This is a genomic window from Rahnella sp. 2050, assembly GCF_040544515.1.
GTDB classification, from domain to species: domain Bacteria; phylum Pseudomonadota; class Gammaproteobacteria; order Enterobacterales; family Enterobacteriaceae; genus Rahnella; species Rahnella aceris.
The window spans coordinates 537,823-553,576 of record NZ_JBEPKE010000001.1 but is presented as its reverse complement, the minus strand read 5'-3'; the positions used below and the strand labels follow the sequence as shown (position 1 = coordinate 553,576).

General features: G+C 54.7%; 14 protein-coding genes. 8 read left to right on the top strand and 6 right to left on the bottom strand.

Annotation, left to right across the window (positions count from 1 at the left end; all coding sequences use genetic code 11):
- Positions 1–119 precede the first annotated feature (119 nt).
- Positions 120–659, top strand: coding sequence for a DUF2058 domain-containing protein (locus ABIC79_RS02355; protein WP_013575216.1), 540 nt, complete (start codon positions 120–122; stop codon positions 657–659).
- 119 nt (positions 660–778) lie between these two features.
- Here ABIC79_RS02355 and ABIC79_RS02350 read toward each other — a convergent pair whose 3' ends face one another.
- The 3 genes from ABIC79_RS02350 to ABIC79_RS02340 are packed head-to-tail and all read right to left on the bottom strand — an operon-like array spanning position 779 to position 3,363.
- Positions 779–1,591 (bottom strand): PfkB family carbohydrate kinase, encoded by an 813-nt coding sequence (locus ABIC79_RS02350; RefSeq protein ID WP_013575217.1) that lies wholly within the window; start codon positions 1,589–1,591, stop codon positions 779–781.
- 11 nt (positions 1,592–1,602) lie between these two features.
- Positions 1,603–2,580, bottom strand: coding sequence for an SIS domain-containing protein (locus tag ABIC79_RS02345; RefSeq protein ID WP_354566513.1), 978 nt, complete (start codon positions 2,578–2,580; stop codon positions 1,603–1,605).
- A 3-nt stretch (positions 2,581–2,583) separates the two neighbouring features.
- Complete coding sequence (locus tag ABIC79_RS02340; RefSeq protein WP_354566658.1) at positions 2,584–3,363, bottom strand: ABC transporter substrate-binding protein; 780 nt, start codon at positions 3,361–3,363, stop codon at positions 2,584–2,586.
- A gap of 234 nt (positions 3,364–3,597) precedes the next feature.
- Between ABIC79_RS02340 and ABIC79_RS02335 the strand changes: the two genes are divergently transcribed.
- Positions 3,598–4,341 carry a GntR family transcriptional regulator gene (locus tag ABIC79_RS02335; protein ID WP_013575220.1) on the top strand — a complete coding sequence of 248 codons (744 nt, stop codon included), beginning with the start codon at positions 3,598–3,600 and terminating at the stop codon, positions 4,339–4,341.
- 14 nt (positions 4,342–4,355) lie between these two features.
- Here ABIC79_RS02335 and ABIC79_RS02330 read toward each other — a convergent pair whose 3' ends face one another.
- A complete protein-coding gene (locus ABIC79_RS02330; RefSeq protein WP_015689776.1) occupies positions 4,356–4,919 on the bottom strand; it encodes a TetR/AcrR family transcriptional regulator in 564 nt (187 codons plus the stop codon).
- 133 nt (positions 4,920–5,052) lie between these two features.
- Here ABIC79_RS02330 and ABIC79_RS02325 point away from each other — a divergent pair, with 133 nt between their 5' ends.
- The 3 genes from ABIC79_RS02325 (at position 5,053) to ABIC79_RS02315 (ending at position 7,938) form a co-directional block, all read left to right on the top strand.
- Positions 5,053–6,144 carry an alkene reductase gene (locus tag ABIC79_RS02325; protein WP_354566512.1) on the top strand — a complete coding sequence of 364 codons (1,092 nt, stop codon included), beginning with the start codon at positions 5,053–5,055 and terminating at the stop codon, positions 6,142–6,144.
- 60 nt (positions 6,145–6,204) lie between these two features.
- Positions 6,205–6,987: an SDR family NAD(P)-dependent oxidoreductase gene (locus tag ABIC79_RS02320; RefSeq protein ID WP_131638839.1), complete on the top strand. Its 783-nt coding sequence runs from the start codon at positions 6,205–6,207 to the stop codon at positions 6,985–6,987.
- Between the two features lie 132 nt (positions 6,988–7,119).
- Positions 7,120–7,938, top strand: a complete 819-nt coding sequence (locus ABIC79_RS02315) for an oxidoreductase (protein ID WP_354566511.1) — start codon at positions 7,120–7,122, stop codon at positions 7,936–7,938.
- A 199-nt stretch (positions 7,939–8,137) separates the two neighbouring features.
- On the opposite strand, the gene ABIC79_RS02310 is transcribed toward ABIC79_RS02315, so the two are convergent.
- Both ABIC79_RS02310 and ABIC79_RS02305 read right to left on the bottom strand, forming a co-directional pair.
- A complete protein-coding gene (locus tag ABIC79_RS02310) occupies positions 8,138–8,923 on the bottom strand; it encodes an NAD(P)-binding domain-containing protein (RefSeq protein ID WP_013575225.1) in 786 nt (261 codons plus the stop codon).
- Positions 8,924–9,015: 92 nt separating this feature from the next.
- Positions 9,016–10,467, bottom strand: coding sequence for an efflux transporter outer membrane subunit (locus tag ABIC79_RS02305; RefSeq protein ID WP_119261499.1), 1,452 nt, complete (start codon positions 10,465–10,467; stop codon positions 9,016–9,018).
- Positions 10,468–10,556: 89 nt separating this feature from the next.
- Here ABIC79_RS02305 and ABIC79_RS02300 point away from each other — a divergent pair, with 89 nt between their 5' ends.
- The 3 genes from ABIC79_RS02300 (at position 10,557) to ABIC79_RS02290 (ending at position 15,442) form a co-directional block, all read left to right on the top strand.
- Positions 10,557–11,171 (top strand): TetR/AcrR family transcriptional regulator, encoded by a 615-nt coding sequence (locus ABIC79_RS02300; protein ID WP_013575227.1) that lies wholly within the window; start codon positions 10,557–10,559, stop codon positions 11,169–11,171.
- A gap of 75 nt (positions 11,172–11,246) precedes the next feature.
- A complete protein-coding gene (locus ABIC79_RS02295) occupies positions 11,247–12,356 on the top strand; it encodes an efflux RND transporter periplasmic adaptor subunit (protein ID WP_013575228.1) in 1,110 nt (369 codons plus the stop codon).
- Positions 12,353–15,442: an efflux RND transporter permease subunit gene (locus tag ABIC79_RS02290; RefSeq protein ID WP_354566510.1), complete on the top strand. Its 3,090-nt coding sequence runs from the start codon at positions 12,353–12,355 to the stop codon at positions 15,440–15,442. The genes ABIC79_RS02295 and ABIC79_RS02290 overlap by 4 nt, the downstream gene beginning before the upstream one ends.
- Positions 15,443–15,754 lie beyond the last annotated feature (312 nt).

Sequence of the window (15,754 nt, the reverse complement as noted above, 5' to 3'; positions counted from 1 at the left end):
GGCAGCCGCTTAAAGACGCTCCCGATGCCGCACGCAAGTGGAAAAGGCTCTGTAGCCTGTATCGCCTCAGGAATTACGGTTATAATCGCACAAATTATTCAACGGATTTAGAAACGAAAATGACAAAACTCTCCTTACAAGAGCAACTGCTGAAAGCAGGATTAGTCACCAGCAAAAAAATGGACAAAGTGCAGAGAACGGCGAAAAAATCACGCGTTCAGGCGCGCGAGGCCAGAGAGGCGGTGGAAGAAAATAAAAAAGCGCAGATGGAGCGTGATAAGCAACTGAGCGAACAACAAAAACAAGCTGCCTTATCTAAAGAGTATAAAGCGCAGGTGAAGCAACTGATTGAAATGAACAAAATCGTCATTTCAACAGGCAATATTGATTTTAACTTCACCGATAATAATCTGATTAAAAAAATGGTGGTGGATAAGACCACCCAGTCTCAGCTGATTAGTGGTCGTCTTGCCATCGCGCGTCTGGTTGCTGATCACAGCGGCGAGACGCAATATGCCATTATCCCCGCAAGCGTTGCGGATAAAATTGCCCAGCGCGATGCCAACAGTATTGTATTAAACAGCGCGCTGAGTCAGGAAGAGCAGGATGAAGAAGATCCGTATGCTGATTTCAAAGTGCCGGATGATTTGATGTGGTAGTTCCGCTTGCCCGGCGCTGCCCGTGACGGATAATGACACTCAGTTACGGGCATCTGCCGGGGCGTCTGAATACAGCCACTTTTCTGCCGCCGCGCGGATCCGGTGTTAACCTGAGACGATCAGTAGGGGATGCCCTCACCAAAAGCGCCGTCAGTTAAACAAATCTCTGCTGCGAAAAGGGCGCCCTGACGCAAGCTTTGGGACAGCGTATCGCCTTTAACATGCGCCAGCAAAAAAGCCGTGATAAAAGCATCTCCTGCCCCAAGCGTGTCTGCCGGCGTGATATTTTCCGATGGCTGACTGATCCAGATACTGCCATTGAACAGTAACGCCCCCTCAGACCCGCGCGTTGCAACAGGCAGGCGACATCCCGCATGCCATGCCGTTTCCAGTATCTCGCGGGTTTCTTCCATGCTGCGTTCAGCGCATGAGAAAAACCCGTAGTCTAACTGACGACATAACGGGCCTATCTTTCCGGCATCAAAATCATCAGAAAAATCATAGGATAAGCTGCCGGGTAGCATACTTAATTCGGGCAATAGCGCATCAACATAGCTATAAGCGCTGGTATGTATCAGCGAAAACTGACCTAGCCAGGGCATATCGGTTAACACAAAATCCATCGACGTCGTCTGCCGGATCCCCCCGGCGTTGGAGTCAATAAACCGTCGCTCCCCCTGATCAACGGTCAGACTGGCATAACCATTTTCACCCGGTACGACCCGGCAATGAGAGGTATCAATCTCCCTTGCTGCCAGGACGCGGCGAATATGTTCTGCCGCGCTGTCGTCGCCGAAAACGCCCAGATACGCCGCATTTGCGGATAATAAGCGGGCGTACACACTGAAGTTAAGCGCGTTTCCTCCCGGATAACCGATACCTGTATGGGTATACCTGTCAATCACGTTATCGCCCAGGCCAAGTACTCTCATGTTGTCATCTCCTAATAAGCGACCTGTCCCATGTATCGTCGTGTTTCCAGCGGATGTTGACGTATCTTCGCTAATGCCGCGCGATATTCGCACATAACACTGTAGAAGAGGACGGGGTTAAAATACTCCACCACGCTGGCGGGTATGACGCCAAGCCCCAGCTCTTTTGCATCCACAATTTCCACCTTATTTCCGTACTGCCGAAGGAAATCGCGCACTCTTTCATCAAGTGCCCTGGTGCGGCCTTCGTTCATCATCAGGATCCAGGGGGTATTCATATCTGTCACTTCAAACGGACCATGGAAGAATTCGCCGCTATGAATTGATGCCGCATTCAGCCACTGCATCTCCATTAATGAACATATGGCAAAACCATAAGCATGTCCGTAGGAAGCCCCGCTGGACAGAATGTAAAAAAGTGATTCCCGGCTGTAGCGCTCAGCAAAGGCGGCGCAGCGCGCCTGAACCTGCTGTCTGGCCCGGAAGATAATCCCATCAATTTGCGCCATGCCTGCCTGGAAATCGGCATATCCGTCATAACCCCCGGTCTGTTGCAAGGCTTCGACGCAAAGACTCAAAATGATTGCCATCGGGTTATTAATCACCTGGCTGTCATCTCCCCAGGCATAAAGCAAATTACTGTCAGAAAAGCCGATAAGGTCTGCATTTTCATTGTGCGTCAGTGTCACCGTAACGCTGCCCCGGCTTTGGGCCAGTTTGGCCGCTGCGACAGACTCTGCGGTATTCCCGCCATGTGAGCAAACAATCGTCAGGGATTGAGGGCCTAATGTCTTTGGCGCGGCATGAACAAACTCGTTTGCGGTCATCATGTAACTGTGTAAAACCGTCGACTCACTGTTAAGAAAATAATTTGCCGGATACATATCCACCAGCGACCCGCCGCAGGCCACAAGAAACACCTGGCTCAGTCCTCCCTGCGGGAGGAAGCGCTGTTCGATAAGAGAGGAGATAATTGCTGAAGTATTCATAAATCAGTCACCGTACACATTGAAATTGAAATATTTTTTAGCCAGCCGGTCATAAGTACCGTCATTGCGTATCGCCTTAATCGCCCCGTTGAGTTGTTCCAGCAGTTCGCTATTTTGCTTCGAAATGCCAATACCGGTACCCGGGCCAAAAATGGCATCATCTTTTACCTGCGGTTCAATCAGGCTGAAATTCTTTCCCTGGGGTTTGTCCAGCAACGCGGTGGTCACCACCGTCGCATCGTCCAGCGTCGCGTCCAGACGGCCGACGACTAAATCGGCGTAAACTGCCTCTGCTGCGGGATAGGAAACCAGTTCGACGCCTTGTGATTGCCAGTGTTTCTTCGCGTAGGCTTCGAACACTGAGCCTTGCTGCACGCCCACACGCTTACCACGCAGAGATTCGGCCAGAGGTTTGAGGCCGCTGTCTTTTGAAGCCACCAGATACGCCGGTGTGTTGAATAATTTATCGGAGAAGTTGATCGCTTTTTTACGCTCATCTGTAATCGACAACGAAGAAATAATGGCATCGAATTTACGCGCCTGAAGCGCGGGGATCAGACCATCAAATCCGTTTTCAACCCAAACACATTTCGCCTTGAGCTGAGCGCAAATCGCATTACCCAGATCAATATCAAACCCCTGCAGGCTGCCATCGGCAGCTTTAAACTCAAAGGGCGGAAATGTCGCGTCAGTACCAAACCGGATTTGTTGCTGCGCTGATGCGTGACCGGAAAACCCGATCATCGCAAGGCCAAGGGAAAATAGGGCAAGCGTTTTTTTCATCATTCACTCCCGTTAAATATACCGTAAAATGTACCATGAAAGATATACGCCAGCAGGTAAGAATACGCAATCAATTTAATGATTTTAATCAGGTATAATAATAAGTTATGATGTTATGGTCTGTTTTTTTATCGGCGACTACCGTTCTGTGAAGGATATTTCCGGTGACAGATCAACGACTCATTGGCTAGAATAACTCCTGTTTTTTAATTTTATTGGGCTATAAAACAGACCATGACTGAGTTAAGTGAAAGTAAACGCCGCCCGCGGAAAGCCTATCTGGCGGCCAGGCAGGTGCTGCTGAATTTGTTAAACACGGAATTCAACGAAGGCGATCAAATTCCGGCAGAACGTGATCTGTCGGGCCTGTTGGGTATCAGCAGGATGACATTACGAAAAATTACAGATGAGCTTGTGAGCAGCGGAATGCTGGAAAGGCGGGGAAACCAGGGGACATGGCTGACTGAGACCACGATACAGCGGCCACTGACGCAGACAATCGAGCACGGCATCAGCAAAATCACGGAGTTAAATGGTGCGGTAGCGGGCAGCCGGTTGATTTATTTTCAGGAGGCCCAAGCCAGCCCGCGTATTGCCGCATTACTAAAAATTCAGGCTGGCGACCCTTTGGTGATGATTAAACGCCTGCGTCTCGCTGACGGTGAGCCTTTTTGTCTGGAAACCAGCTACCTGCCAAGGGCGATTATTCCGGACCTGACCGCTGAGATGCTTGAGCAGAGCGGTTCGCTGTATCGTCTTCTGGCAGAAAACTACGGTGTTTTAGGCGTTTCAGACGAAGGCACGCTCCGCGTGACCCTAATGAATGAAGAAGAACAGACGTTATTAAATGCACAACCCCATAGTCCTGCTCTGGTGTATCGGGGGGTGATTACTGACCGCTTGAATCAACCGGTTGAATATTTAGTGTCAGTAAACCATCCCCAGCGGGTGACATTTCGCATAAGCCACGGGAAATAGGTTTCAGTTCAGGCTCATGAATCACCAGACATCCCGGTGCTCAAAATCCGGCTGCGGCAAACCTCCAGAATCTCATCCGCAAGAGACGAATCATCAGGGCAGGCGCGGGATAACACCAGCGCACCGACAAGATGGGCAATCGTGTCAATCAGGTCGGCACGCGTGCTGCCTTCCACCTCTTTTTCGTTTCCTAAAACTGCCAGCTGACGTTCAATTCCGGCGGCAAATGCCGCCCTGATTGACGCAGACTGACGGGCTGTATCGGCGCCCAGTGCCGACATCACGCACCCCTTTCCCATATCAGCCCGATGTTGTCGGGAGAGGTAGTATTCAATAAATTTTTCCCGGTCTACACCTGCCGTGCTTTCTGCGGATCGCCTGAAACCGCAGCTCATCGCCTCCGACATCAGATCAGCCTTGGAACCAAAGTGTTTGTAGAACCCGCCGTGGGTTAAGCCTGCCGCAGACATCAGTTCCGCCACGCCCACGCCATCGTAACCGCGCTCACGAAAAAGTTCTGAGGCCGTTTCTACAATGCGCATCCGGTTTTCCCGAACCTGCTCTTTTGACACTTTCATGCTTTCCTGCCCCTCTCAAAAATAGGGTTTAAGTATACATTGATGATGACCATAATCAAACCGGTTGACTTTATAGATGATGATCATCATCATTATATTGACCTTTGACCCACCACTTAGCAGGCGAATAAACATGACCAACCGACCACTATTTCAACCCTATGATCTTGGCTCAATAACACTGGCCAACCACATCGTGATGGCACCGCTGACACGTAACCGGGCCGGAGCGGGGCTGGTGCCGGGCGAACTGGCGGCGACCTACTACGCCCAGCGTGCCACCGCAGGATTGCTGATTACCGAAGCGACGCAGATCTCCGCACAGGCGCAGGGTTATCAGGATACACCGGGGATCTATACACAAGCTCAGATCGATGGCTGGCGCAAAGTGACTGACGCGGTGCATGCCAAAGGCGGGCGCATATTTGTACAGTTATGGCACGTGGGACGAATTTCGCATGTCGATTTACAGCCCGGTGGCGCTGCGCCGGTTGCGCCGTCCGCCATCCGTGCTGAGACCAAGACCTTTGTGAACAATGGTTTTGCTGATGTCTCTGAACCACGTGCGCTGGCGTTGCAGGAAATACCGGGGATTATCGACGATTTCAGAAAGGCATCGGCCAATGCCATTGCCGCCGGATTTGACGGCGTAGAGATCCACGGCGCGAATGGATATCTGCTGGAACAGTTCCTGAAAGACGGCGCAAACCAGCGTACCGATGAATACGGCGGCTCTGTCGGGAATCGTGCGCGCCTGCTGCTGGAAGTCACGGCGGCCGTAAAAGATGAGATCGGCGCAGAACGCACTGGCGTACGCATTTCACCGGTGTCACCTGCTAATGCGATTTCATGCAGTGATCCGCAGCCACAATATGATTACCTCGCTGAACAACTCGATGCATTGGGCATTGTGTACCTCCATGTGGTTGAAGGTGCGACGGGCGGTCCGCGTGATGTATCACCGTTCGATTACGACTCCCTGCGCCGGCGTTTTAAAAACACCTACATCGGCAACAATGGCTATGACCTGGAACTGGCGTCCGCTCAGCTTGCGCAAGGTAAAGCCGATCTGTTCGCGTTCGGTCGTCCGTTCATCTCCAACCCGGATCTGGTTGAAAGGCTGAAGACGGGCGCGCCTCTGGCCTCACTCAATCCTGAAACTCTTTATGGCGGTGGCGCAGCGGGATATACCGATTACCAGTCGCTGACGGAGACCAGCAAGTAAAGCCCTACCTACATCGCACATTGCGGATTTTGTTTACACATTAAGAAAGAAGATCAACTTATGACTAAAGCTTCAGTTCTCATCACAGGCGCATCCACGGGTATTGGTGCTGTTTACGCGGAACGGTTTGCCCGCCGGGGCCACGACCTGGTTCTGGTCGCGCGCGACAAAGCGAAGTTAGAAACACTGGCCGCGCGTCTGCGACAGGAAAATGGCATTTCTGTCGACGTTCTGCCTGCCGACCTCACGCAAACGCGTGATTTAGCCGCGGTCGAAGCCCGTCTGCGTGAAGACACACGGATTGGCATTCTTATCAATAACGCGGGTATCGCGCAGTCCGGCAGTTTTACCGAGCAGACGCCTGATTCGATAGAAAGCCTTATCGCGCTTAACGTCACCGCCCTGACCAGACTGGCCAGTGCCGTGGCACCACGCTTTGTGCAAGCGGGGGGAGGATCGATCGTCAACATCAGTTCCATCGTCGGACTCGCCCCGGAATTTGCCATGACGGTTTACGGTGCAACCAAAGCCTTTGTGCTTTTCCTGTCTCAGGGAATGAATGTCGAGCTGTCATCTAAAGGCATTTATATCCAGGCGGTGCTCCCTGCGGGCACTTATACGGAAATCTGGGACCGGGCGGGTATCGACATCACTAACTCGGCAAAATTCATGGAAGTGGGCGAGTTAGTGGATGCCGCACTGGTGGGGTTTGACCGCCGTGAACTGGTCACCATCCCGCCTTTACATAATGCTGCCCGCTGGGACACCCTCGATGCTTCACGTCAGGCGCTGCTCTCAGACATCAAACAAGATGAAGCCGCTGAACGATATAAAACACGGTAATCAATGAGGTGCACTGTGCAGAACGGTCTTCCGGCTGTTCTGCACAGCGGTAAATCCGACATAAATCCCTTACAGCCTGTCCTCTCATCAGCGATGAGAAACTTTAAACACATCATGAAGGCCTTATTCAGCATGACAAAAAAACGTGTAGCACTGGTTACCGGTGCGTCCTCAGGTATTGGCGAAGCGTCTGCCTGTAAACTTTTAGCCGCTGGATTTACTGTATATGGCACGAGCCGGCGTGGTTCACAGGCGGGAAAACATCCGTTTCCGTTACTGACGCTGGATGTGACCGACGACGCTTCTGTCGGGGCCGCCATTGAGGAGTTGCTGGGTCTGGAGGGGCGGATCGATGTTCTGGTGAACAATGCGGGCTTTGGGGTCGCTCCGGCGGCGGCGGAAGAAAGTTCTGTCGATCAGGCCAAACACATTTTCGACACCAACTTTCTGGGCATCGTCAGGTTGAGCCGGGCAGTGATCCCTTATATGCGCCGTCAGGGCAGCGGACGCATCATCAATATCGGTTCGATACTCGGCACCGTTCCGTTGCCGTATGTGGCACTTTATGCGGCCAGTAAGCATGCGGTGGAAGGGTATTCGGGCGCACTGGATCATGAACTGCGCACGCAGGGCATCAGAGTTTCTGTCATCGAACCTGCTTACATGAAAACACAGTTTGAAGCCAATAATATCGAGCCGGATGCCAGGCTTGAAGAGTATGACCAGATCCGGGCTAAGCTGACGAAAGTGGTGAGCAAGGCAATGGCTGAGGCGGAAAGTCCGGAGGTGGTGGCTGACGTGGTGGTTAAAGTGGCTCAGACTTCACGTCCGAAGATTCGCTATACGGCGGGAAAGCTGGCAGGTCAGTTGAATTTTATTCTCAGATTCGCCCCTGCGTCATTCCTGGATAAGGTGGTGCGCAAAAGTCTTCAGCTTGATGCGAAAAAATAAATGAAGAATAAGACGATGAAAGCATTTACGTTTAAACGCTACGGTAAATCCCCTGAGCCGTACACTAATAAGATATCTTTGACTCTGACGCCTGTTTGGCGCGGGCGGATGCGCCGGTTAATCCTGAGGATTTTAGCGGTCAAAAACGACACTCTGAGTTCGGAGTGTCATTCGACATTGGAAAAAAGAGTATTTCATTTCAGCGGGTTATTTGCGCAGCGGGGTTTTCCTGAATTTCCGATAAAACCGTATCAGAAGCCACATGCCAGGGGGTAAGCGCCGCCATTCGTGCAAGAACCTCAACCCCCTGCGACATACCGGGTGCAGCAGATGACATATCCTGCCCCAGTTCCCCGAGGTTGATGGACGGGTGATAACCCGCATATTCAGCACAGTCTTTCAGACCGTTAAGGACAAGCTGGCGGGCAGTGTCATCCGCCATACCTTTCCCGGTCAGCCAGCACGCTAAGCCCTCCGCCAGAAAATAAAAGCCATGACTCATACAAAGACTGACCGTGGCTAAGTCAAAGTCCGGCTCGTCAGGCAATACGGTCAGGGGGCCCAGCAGGGAAAATAAACGCTGAACCTCTTGATCAGCACCAGTCAGGATCACGCTCGATTTATTGATTTCAGCGGCGAAGGAAAACATCAGTCTGACACAATCAGTGTGTCTGAATAGCTTTCGCAGACTCTGTGATGGCAGCCCCGGCACCAGTGAAACCAGCGTTTGCGCGCTTCGCAACTGCACCTGATTTGCCATTTCATTCAGAGCATGGCGATCTACGCCGGTAATAATGACATCAGTCTCATTGATGACATCCTGGTAACTGTCCAGCGTCCAGCAGGGGAACTCTCTTCCCAGCTTGCGCGCGCGTTCGTTGTTTCCCGAAACCAGAAATACCTGTGCATCAGGCGCGGCAAGAAACAATCCTCGTACCAGTTTTTCAGTTAACGCGTCTACCTCCAGAATACCTATCCTTTTCATCAGTCCCCCGGTTATCAGTACGGCTCTGTCGTGTTATCAACGGTAAAAGGTCGTCTCGTCTGTGACACAAGTAAGGGAAGATCTGCGGCATCTTATGGTGTGGCCGTTTCCGGTGGCTGCCAGCCTCCGCCGAGCGCCCTGAACGTTGCAACAGCCGCGCGCGCAGATTCTGTCTGCGCCTGCGCCCTGGCGTCGGAAGCCTGTAACAGGTTTTCATCGTTGTGCAGGACGTCCATCAGGCTGGCCGTTCCCTGCCGGTAAGCGATAAAAGATGACTGGCGGGCGCTGGCCAGGGCGGTTTCACCGCGGGTCAGCGTGGCGGCCTGTGTTTCACGATTGACCAGAGCAGAGAAAGCATTTTCGACGTCTTCGGTGGCGCGTAATACCGACAGGCGATAGGCCGCGAGCGCTTCGGCTTCCTGGCCTTTCGCCTGATCTATCTGGGCGTTGATGCGACCAAAGTCGAAGAGCCGCCAGCGCAGTCCCAGCACGGCTGCCGACTGGCTGGCACCGCCGGAGAACAGGTTGTCGCCCGACACAGCCGTTGCGCTGCCGAGCAGGGCACTGAGTGAAAACTTCGGATAATACTCACTGACCGCCACGCCGATACGTGCACTCGACGCCGCGAGATGGCGCTCCGCCACGATAATATCGGGTCTGCGGCGCAACAGGTCGGCAGGTGTGCCCGTTGAAGTTATCTGCGGAGCCTGCGGTATGGCACCCGGCAACGCTAACTGACTGCGATGGGTGCCGGGAGGCGTGCCAAGCATGACATCTAATGCATTCATGGCCGCATCAAGCCCGGTACGGAGAACCGGTACGGTTGCCTGAACCTGCGCCAGTTCCCCTTCGGTCTGGCGAACCTGATACGCCGGAGCCAGTCCTTTAGCATTCAGGAGTTGTACCTTTTCCAGCAGCTCCTGCTGCGTACTGACCTGTTTCTCCGCGATGGACAGCCGGGTCTGTAATCCGCGCAGGGTGATATAGGTATCGGCAGTCTGAGCCGCGACGGCAAGACGGGTGGCGGCGACGCCCGCTTCGGAAGCCTGATAGTCAGCCAGTGCAGCCTGACGCCCGCGTCGCAGCCCCCCAAATACGTCAATCTCCCAGCTTGCGTTGAGATCGGTTTCATAGCTATTGCCGTAGCGATTATAATCCGGCGTTGCGCTGAGAACCTGACCCAGCGGGGTTTCGGCCGACTGATACGCGCGTGCCGCTTGCCCGCTGACGTTCCCTGAAGGTAACAGCGCTGCTGTGGCCGCGCCCAGTCCGGCGCGTGACTGGGCCATGCGGGCGGTGGCCTGTGCGAGATCGAGATTCTGCGCGAGGGCGTCGGTAACGTACTGACTTAACAGGGGATCGCCGAAGCCGTCCCACCAGACGGCAAAACTGGCGGGTCTGGAGGCGCTTCTCTGCTGGACGGCAGACTGTGCCTGATAGCGTTCAGGAAGGGGGGCATCCGGGCGATGATAATCCGGCCCGACGGCGCAACCCGCCAGTAAGGCGCTGCTCACCACCAGTGCAAGAGTACGGAGGGGGAACATTGATATTCCTTGAGTCAGTTTTGAAGTGTGACTACATTACCAAATGGTCACTCGTTGTCAATCAGGGCTCATTGAGCTAAGCTGGAAAAATGACTAAACACATAAATGTACATCCCCCAAGGGGGCCATCAGATCACAGTGTGCGTGATCAGGTCGTTGACGCTGCCACAGAGCATTTCGGGCATTTTGGTTACGAGAAAACCACAGTGTCAGAACTGGCTAAATCAATAGGGTTTTCAAAATCCTACATCTATAAATTTTTCGATTCCAAGCAGGCGATCGGCGAGGTGATCTGCACTAACCGGCTGGCGATGATCATGGCGATTGTCAATTCAGCGATTGCAGATGCCCCGTCGGCCTCCGAAAAGTTGCGGCGTTTATTCAGGGCACTGACTGAAGCCGGCAGTGATTTGTTTTTTCACGATCGCAAGCTTTATGACATTGCTGCCGTGGCGGCGCGGGATAAGTGGCCGTCGGCAGAGGCTCATGAAGAGCGTCTGAGAACACTGATTGAACAAATCATTGTTGAAGGGCGGCAGGCGGGCGAGTTTGAACGAAAAACGCCGCTGGATGAGGCGGCGCACGCGATATATCTGGTCATGCGGCCTTACATCAGTCCGGTACAGTTGCAATACAATCTGGAAACGGCACCGGCGGCTGCGGCACTCCTGTCCTCACTGATACTGAGAAGTCTGTCACCCTGAGTGGTGACTATTGACATTATTGGTCACTAGTCTGAGAATGCGGTTACTGTCCTGCTAATTCAATTAAGGGAACCCATGCTCAGGCTTAATCCTGCCACCTTTGCTGTTTGCCTGTTGCCGCTTGCCCTTGTGGCCTGCGGCGACTCTTCCGGTACCGACGATCCCCGTACTCAGCCTCCTCTGGTCAGATCTGCGACCGTGGTGAGTGCTGCCGATGCCTCCCGCGCATTTACCGGCGTTGTTGTCGCCCGGATTCAAAGCGACCTCGGTTTCAGAGTGCAGGGCAAAATCCTTGAACGCCTGGTCGATACCGGCCAGACCGTTAAACGCGGTCAGCCATTGATGCGTCTGGATCCGGTTGACCTGAGTCTGCAGGCACAGGCTCAGCAACAGACCGTCGCGGCGGCACGGGCCCGTGCAAGACAAGCGACTGATGACGAGGTGCGCTATCGCGGTCTGGTCGCTGCAGGCGCAGTGTCGGCATCGGCCTACGATCAGATAAAGGCCGCCGCGGATACGGCCAAAGCGGAACTCAGTGCGGCTCAGGCCCAGGCCAATGTGGCGCAAAACGCCACGGGCTACGCCGTGCTGCTGGCTGACGCCGACGGCGTGGTCATGGATACGCTGGCTGAACCCGGTCAGGTTGTCAGTGCCGGGCAGCCAGTGGTCCGGCTGGCCAGAGCAGGGCAACGCGAGGCCATCGTGCAGTTGCCTGAGACGTTACGCCCGGTTGCCGGAAGCGAGGCCGAAGCAACGTTGTACGGTACCGGTAAACAGGCTGTCCCTGCGAAACTTCGGCTTCTTTCCGATGCGGCAGATCCGCTAACCCGTACCTTCGAGGCGAGATATGTACTTGAGGGAGCACTGGCGAATGCCCCGCTGGGATCCACCGTGACGCTGCATATTGCAGACGATAAATTACCGGGCCAGGTGATGCAGGTGCCTTTAGCGGCCATCTATGATCCGGGCAAAGGGCCGGGTGTCTGGGAGATTTCGGGTAAGCCCGCCAAAGTGTCATGGCGGCCCGTGCAGGTGCAGGGATTGGGTGACGATGCGGCGAGGGTGACCGGTTCCCTTAAGCCGGGAGAGCAGGTGGTCGCTCTCGGGGCGCATCTGCTGCATGACGGTGAGGCCGTACGCCTGGCCGAACAAAGCGATGCCAGCGTCGCCGGGAGCCAGCCATGAGCGCGGGGCGATTCAATCTTTCTGCGCTCGCCGTGCGTGAGCGCTCAATCACGCTGTTCCTGATTATCCTGATTACCGTGGCCGGTATTCTTTCGTTTTTTGAACTGGGACGGGCTGAAGATCCGCCGTTTACGGTCAAGCAGATGACCATTATTTCTGCCTGGCCGGGTGCCACCGCGCAGGAAATGCAGGATCAGGTGGCTGAACCGCTGGAAAAGCGTATGCAGGAGCTGAAGTGGTATGACCGCAGCGAGACGTACACGCGTCCCGGTCTGGCTTTTACCATGCTTTCGCTGAAGGACAGCACACCGCCTTCACAGGTGCAGGAAGAGTTTTATCAGGCACGTAAGAAGCTGGGGGATGAGACCAAAAACCTGCCAGCAGGCGTCATCGGGCCAATGGTCAATGATGAATTCTCTGACGTGACCTTTGCGCTCTTTGCGCTGAAGGCCAAAGGGGAGCCACAGCGACTGCTGGTGCGCGATGCGGAATCGTTGCGCCAGCAAATTCTGCATGTGCCGGGGGTCAAGAAGGTCAATATCATCGGCGAACAGGCCGAACGCATCTTTGTGTCGTTCTCGCATGACCGGCTGGCCACGCTGGGTATTTCGCCTCAGGATATTTTCTCCGCCCTCAACAGCCAGAACGTCCTGACGCCCGCCGGTTCGATTGATACCAAAGGGCCGCAGGTCTTTATCCGCCTGGATGGCGCCTTCGACAAACTGGAGAAAATCCGCGAAACGCCCATCGTCGTACAGGGCAGAACCTTGCAGCTTTCTGACGTGGCAACCGTTGAACGGGGCTACGAAGATCCTGCGACCTTCCTGATCCGCAATCAGGGTGAACCGGCGCTGCTGCTGGGCATCGTTATGCGCGACGGCTGGAACGGTCTGGATTTGGGTAAGGCGCTGGATGCGGAAACGGCCAAAATCAATGAGGGCATGCCGCTGGGCATGACCCTGACCAAGGTCACCGATCAGTCAGTCAACATCAGCTCCGCCGTTGACGAGTTCATGATCAAATTCTTTGTCGCGCTGCTGGTGGTGATGGTGGTGTGCTTCGTCAGTATGGGCTGGCGCGTGGGCGTGGTGGTTGCCGCCGCGGTGCCGCTGACGCTGGCAATTGTCTTTGTGGTGATGGAGGCTTCCGGCAAAAACTTTGACCGTATTACCCTGGGCTCGCTGATCCTGGCGCTCGGGTTGCTGGTCGATGATGCCATCATCGCCATCGAGATGATGGTGGTGAAAATGGAAGAGGGCTACGACCGCATCAAAGCCTCGGCCTATGCCTGGAGTCACACGGCAGCCCCGATGCTGGCAGGCACGCTGGTCACCGCCGTCGGATTCATGCCCAACGGTTTTGCCCAGTCCACTGCCGGTGAATACACCAGCAACATGTTCTGGATTGTCGGTATCGCCCTGATTGCTTCCTGGATTGTGGCGGTGGTGTTTACGCCTTATCTGGGCGTGAAAATGTTGCCGAAAATCAAAACGGTGGAGGGCGGGCATGCGGCGATTTACGACACCCGTCATTACAACCGTTTTCGCCGGGTGCTGACCCGCGTCATCGCGCGCAAGTGGATAGTCGCCGGTACCGTTATTGCCGTCTTTACGGTCGCTATACTTGGCATGGGGCTGGTGAAAAAACAATTTTTCCCGACCTCTGACCGCCCGGAAGTACTGGTTGAAGTGCAGATGCCTTATGGCACTTCTATTGAGCAGACCAGCGCCACCACGGCGAAAATCGAAGCCTGGCTGAGAAAGCAGAAAGAGGCAAAAATCGTCACGTCCTACATCGGGCAGGGGTCACCGCGTTTTTATCTGGCCATGGCGCCTGAGCTGCCTGATCCGTCGTTTGCGAAAATTGTCGTGCTGACGGACAGTCAGGAAGCACGCGAGGCGCTCAAGTTCAGGCTACGTGAAGCGGTGGCCAGCGGCCTGGCACCTGAGGCGCGCGTGCGTGTGACCCAACTGGTGTTCGGTCCGTATTCTCCTTATCCGGTGGCCTACCGGGTGATGGGGCCGGATCCTGATAAACTGCGCGAAATTGCAGACAAGGTCGAAAAGGTGATGCAGGCCAGCCCGATGATGAGGACCGTCAACACCGACTGGGGGCCGCGTGTACCGGCGCTGCATTTCACGCTCAATCAGGATCGCCTGCAGGCGGTGGGGCTGACATCGAATGCGGTCGCACAGCAGCTTCAGTTCCTGCTTTCAGGGGTTCCGATCACCTCGGTGCGTGAAGATATCCGTTCGGTGCAGGTGATGGGGCGGGCGGCAGGAGATATCCGGCTTGATCCGGAAAAAATCGCCGGTTTTACCTTAGTGGGTTCTTCCGGCCAGCGCATTCCGCTGTCGCAGATCGGGGAGGTTGAGGTGCAAATGGAAGATCCTGTTCTGCGCCGTCGCGATCGTACGCCGACCATTACCGTGCGGGGAGACATTGCCGAAAACCTGCAGCCGCCGGATGTCTCCACGGCAATGATCAAAGCGTTACAGCCGGTCATTGATACGCTCCCGGCCGGATACCGTATCGAGCAGGCGGGTTCTATTGAAGAATCCGGGAAAGCCACCGAGGCGATGGCACCGCTGTTCCCGATCATGATTGCCATGACGCTGTTGATTATTATCCTGCAGGTGCGGTCAATGTCGGCGATGGTGATGGTCTTCCTCACCGCGCCGCTGGGGCTGATTGGGGTGGTGCCAACGCTGCTGCTCTTTAACCAGCCGTTTGGCATCAATGCGCTGGTCGGCTTAATCGCGCTGTCGGGCATCCTGATGCGTAACACCCTGATCCTGATAGGGCAGATCCATCACAACGAACAGGAAGGGCTGCCGCCATTCCATGCGGTGGTGGAGGCAACAGTGCAGCGGGCCAGACCGGTGTTGCTGACGGCGATGGCGGCCATTCTGGCGTTTATCCCGCTGACCCACTCGGTGTTCTGGGGAACGCTGGCTTATACGCTGATTGGCGGGACGTTTGGCGGCACTATCATCACGCTGGTCTTCCTGCCGGCAATGTATGCCATCTGGTTCAGGATACGGCCCGATGAACAACAGCAGAACGCACGGACGGAATTAGCGTAAGCAGTCCCGGACGAATGGCTGAAGCGTATTTTTGTCGTGCAGTCTCACCACAGATCCTTGTCACAGGGCAAGGGTCTGTGGTTTTTCCCGTCCCGGCTGGCTTTTCTTGAGCAGCAGGGCATTCTTGCGAGAGTGCCCGGCCCCGACGACAGGCGCAAAGATTTCTGCACGCTGACCGAGAAAGGCCTCGACCTCATTCCTGTCGTGCTCATTTCTGCGAGTGCAGTGAGCGGAGCTGAAATCAGATTGCGGGTGTCCGCATCTGTTATTGTTATGTTGCTGGTTTGCGGATCGCCCGGGTATTTGGAATTC

Bases quoted from the DNA above. Each gene is read 5' to 3' on its own strand.
- ABIC79_RS02355 (WP_013575216.1), top strand. From the start codon at position 120: ATGACAAAACTCTCCTTACAAGAGCAACTGCTGAAAGCAGGATTAGTC.
- ABIC79_RS02350 (WP_013575217.1), bottom strand. From the start codon at position 1,591: ATGAGAGTACTTGGCCTGGGCGATAACGTGATTGACAGGTATACCCAT.
- ABIC79_RS02345 (WP_354566513.1), bottom strand. From the start codon at position 2,580: ATGAATACTTCAGCAATTATCTCCTCTCTTATCGAACAGCGCTTCCTC.
- ABIC79_RS02340 (WP_354566658.1), bottom strand. From the start codon at position 3,363: ATGAAAAAAACGCTTGCCCTATTTTCCCTTGGCCTTGCGATGATCGGG.
- ABIC79_RS02335 (WP_013575220.1), top strand. From the start codon at position 3,598: ATGACTGAGTTAAGTGAAAGTAAACGCCGCCCGCGGAAAGCCTATCTG.
- ABIC79_RS02330 (WP_015689776.1), bottom strand. From the start codon at position 4,919: ATGAAAGTGTCAAAAGAGCAGGTTCGGGAAAACCGGATGCGCATTGTA.
- ABIC79_RS02325 (WP_354566512.1), top strand. From the start codon at position 5,053: ATGACCAACCGACCACTATTTCAACCCTATGATCTTGGCTCAATAACA.
- ABIC79_RS02320 (WP_131638839.1), top strand. From the start codon at position 6,205: ATGACTAAAGCTTCAGTTCTCATCACAGGCGCATCCACGGGTATTGGT.
- ABIC79_RS02315 (WP_354566511.1), top strand. From the start codon at position 7,120: ATGACAAAAAAACGTGTAGCACTGGTTACCGGTGCGTCCTCAGGTATT.
- ABIC79_RS02310 (WP_013575225.1), bottom strand. From the start codon at position 8,923: ATGAAAAGGATAGGTATTCTGGAGGTAGACGCGTTAACTGAAAAACTG.
- ABIC79_RS02305 (WP_119261499.1), bottom strand. From the start codon at position 10,467: ATGTTCCCCCTCCGTACTCTTGCACTGGTGGTGAGCAGCGCCTTACTG.
- ABIC79_RS02300 (WP_013575227.1), top strand. From the start codon at position 10,557: ATGACTAAACACATAAATGTACATCCCCCAAGGGGGCCATCAGATCAC.
- ABIC79_RS02295 (WP_013575228.1), top strand. From the start codon at position 11,247: ATGCTCAGGCTTAATCCTGCCACCTTTGCTGTTTGCCTGTTGCCGCTT.
- ABIC79_RS02290 (WP_354566510.1), top strand. From the start codon at position 12,353: ATGAGCGCGGGGCGATTCAATCTTTCTGCGCTCGCCGTGCGTGAGCGC.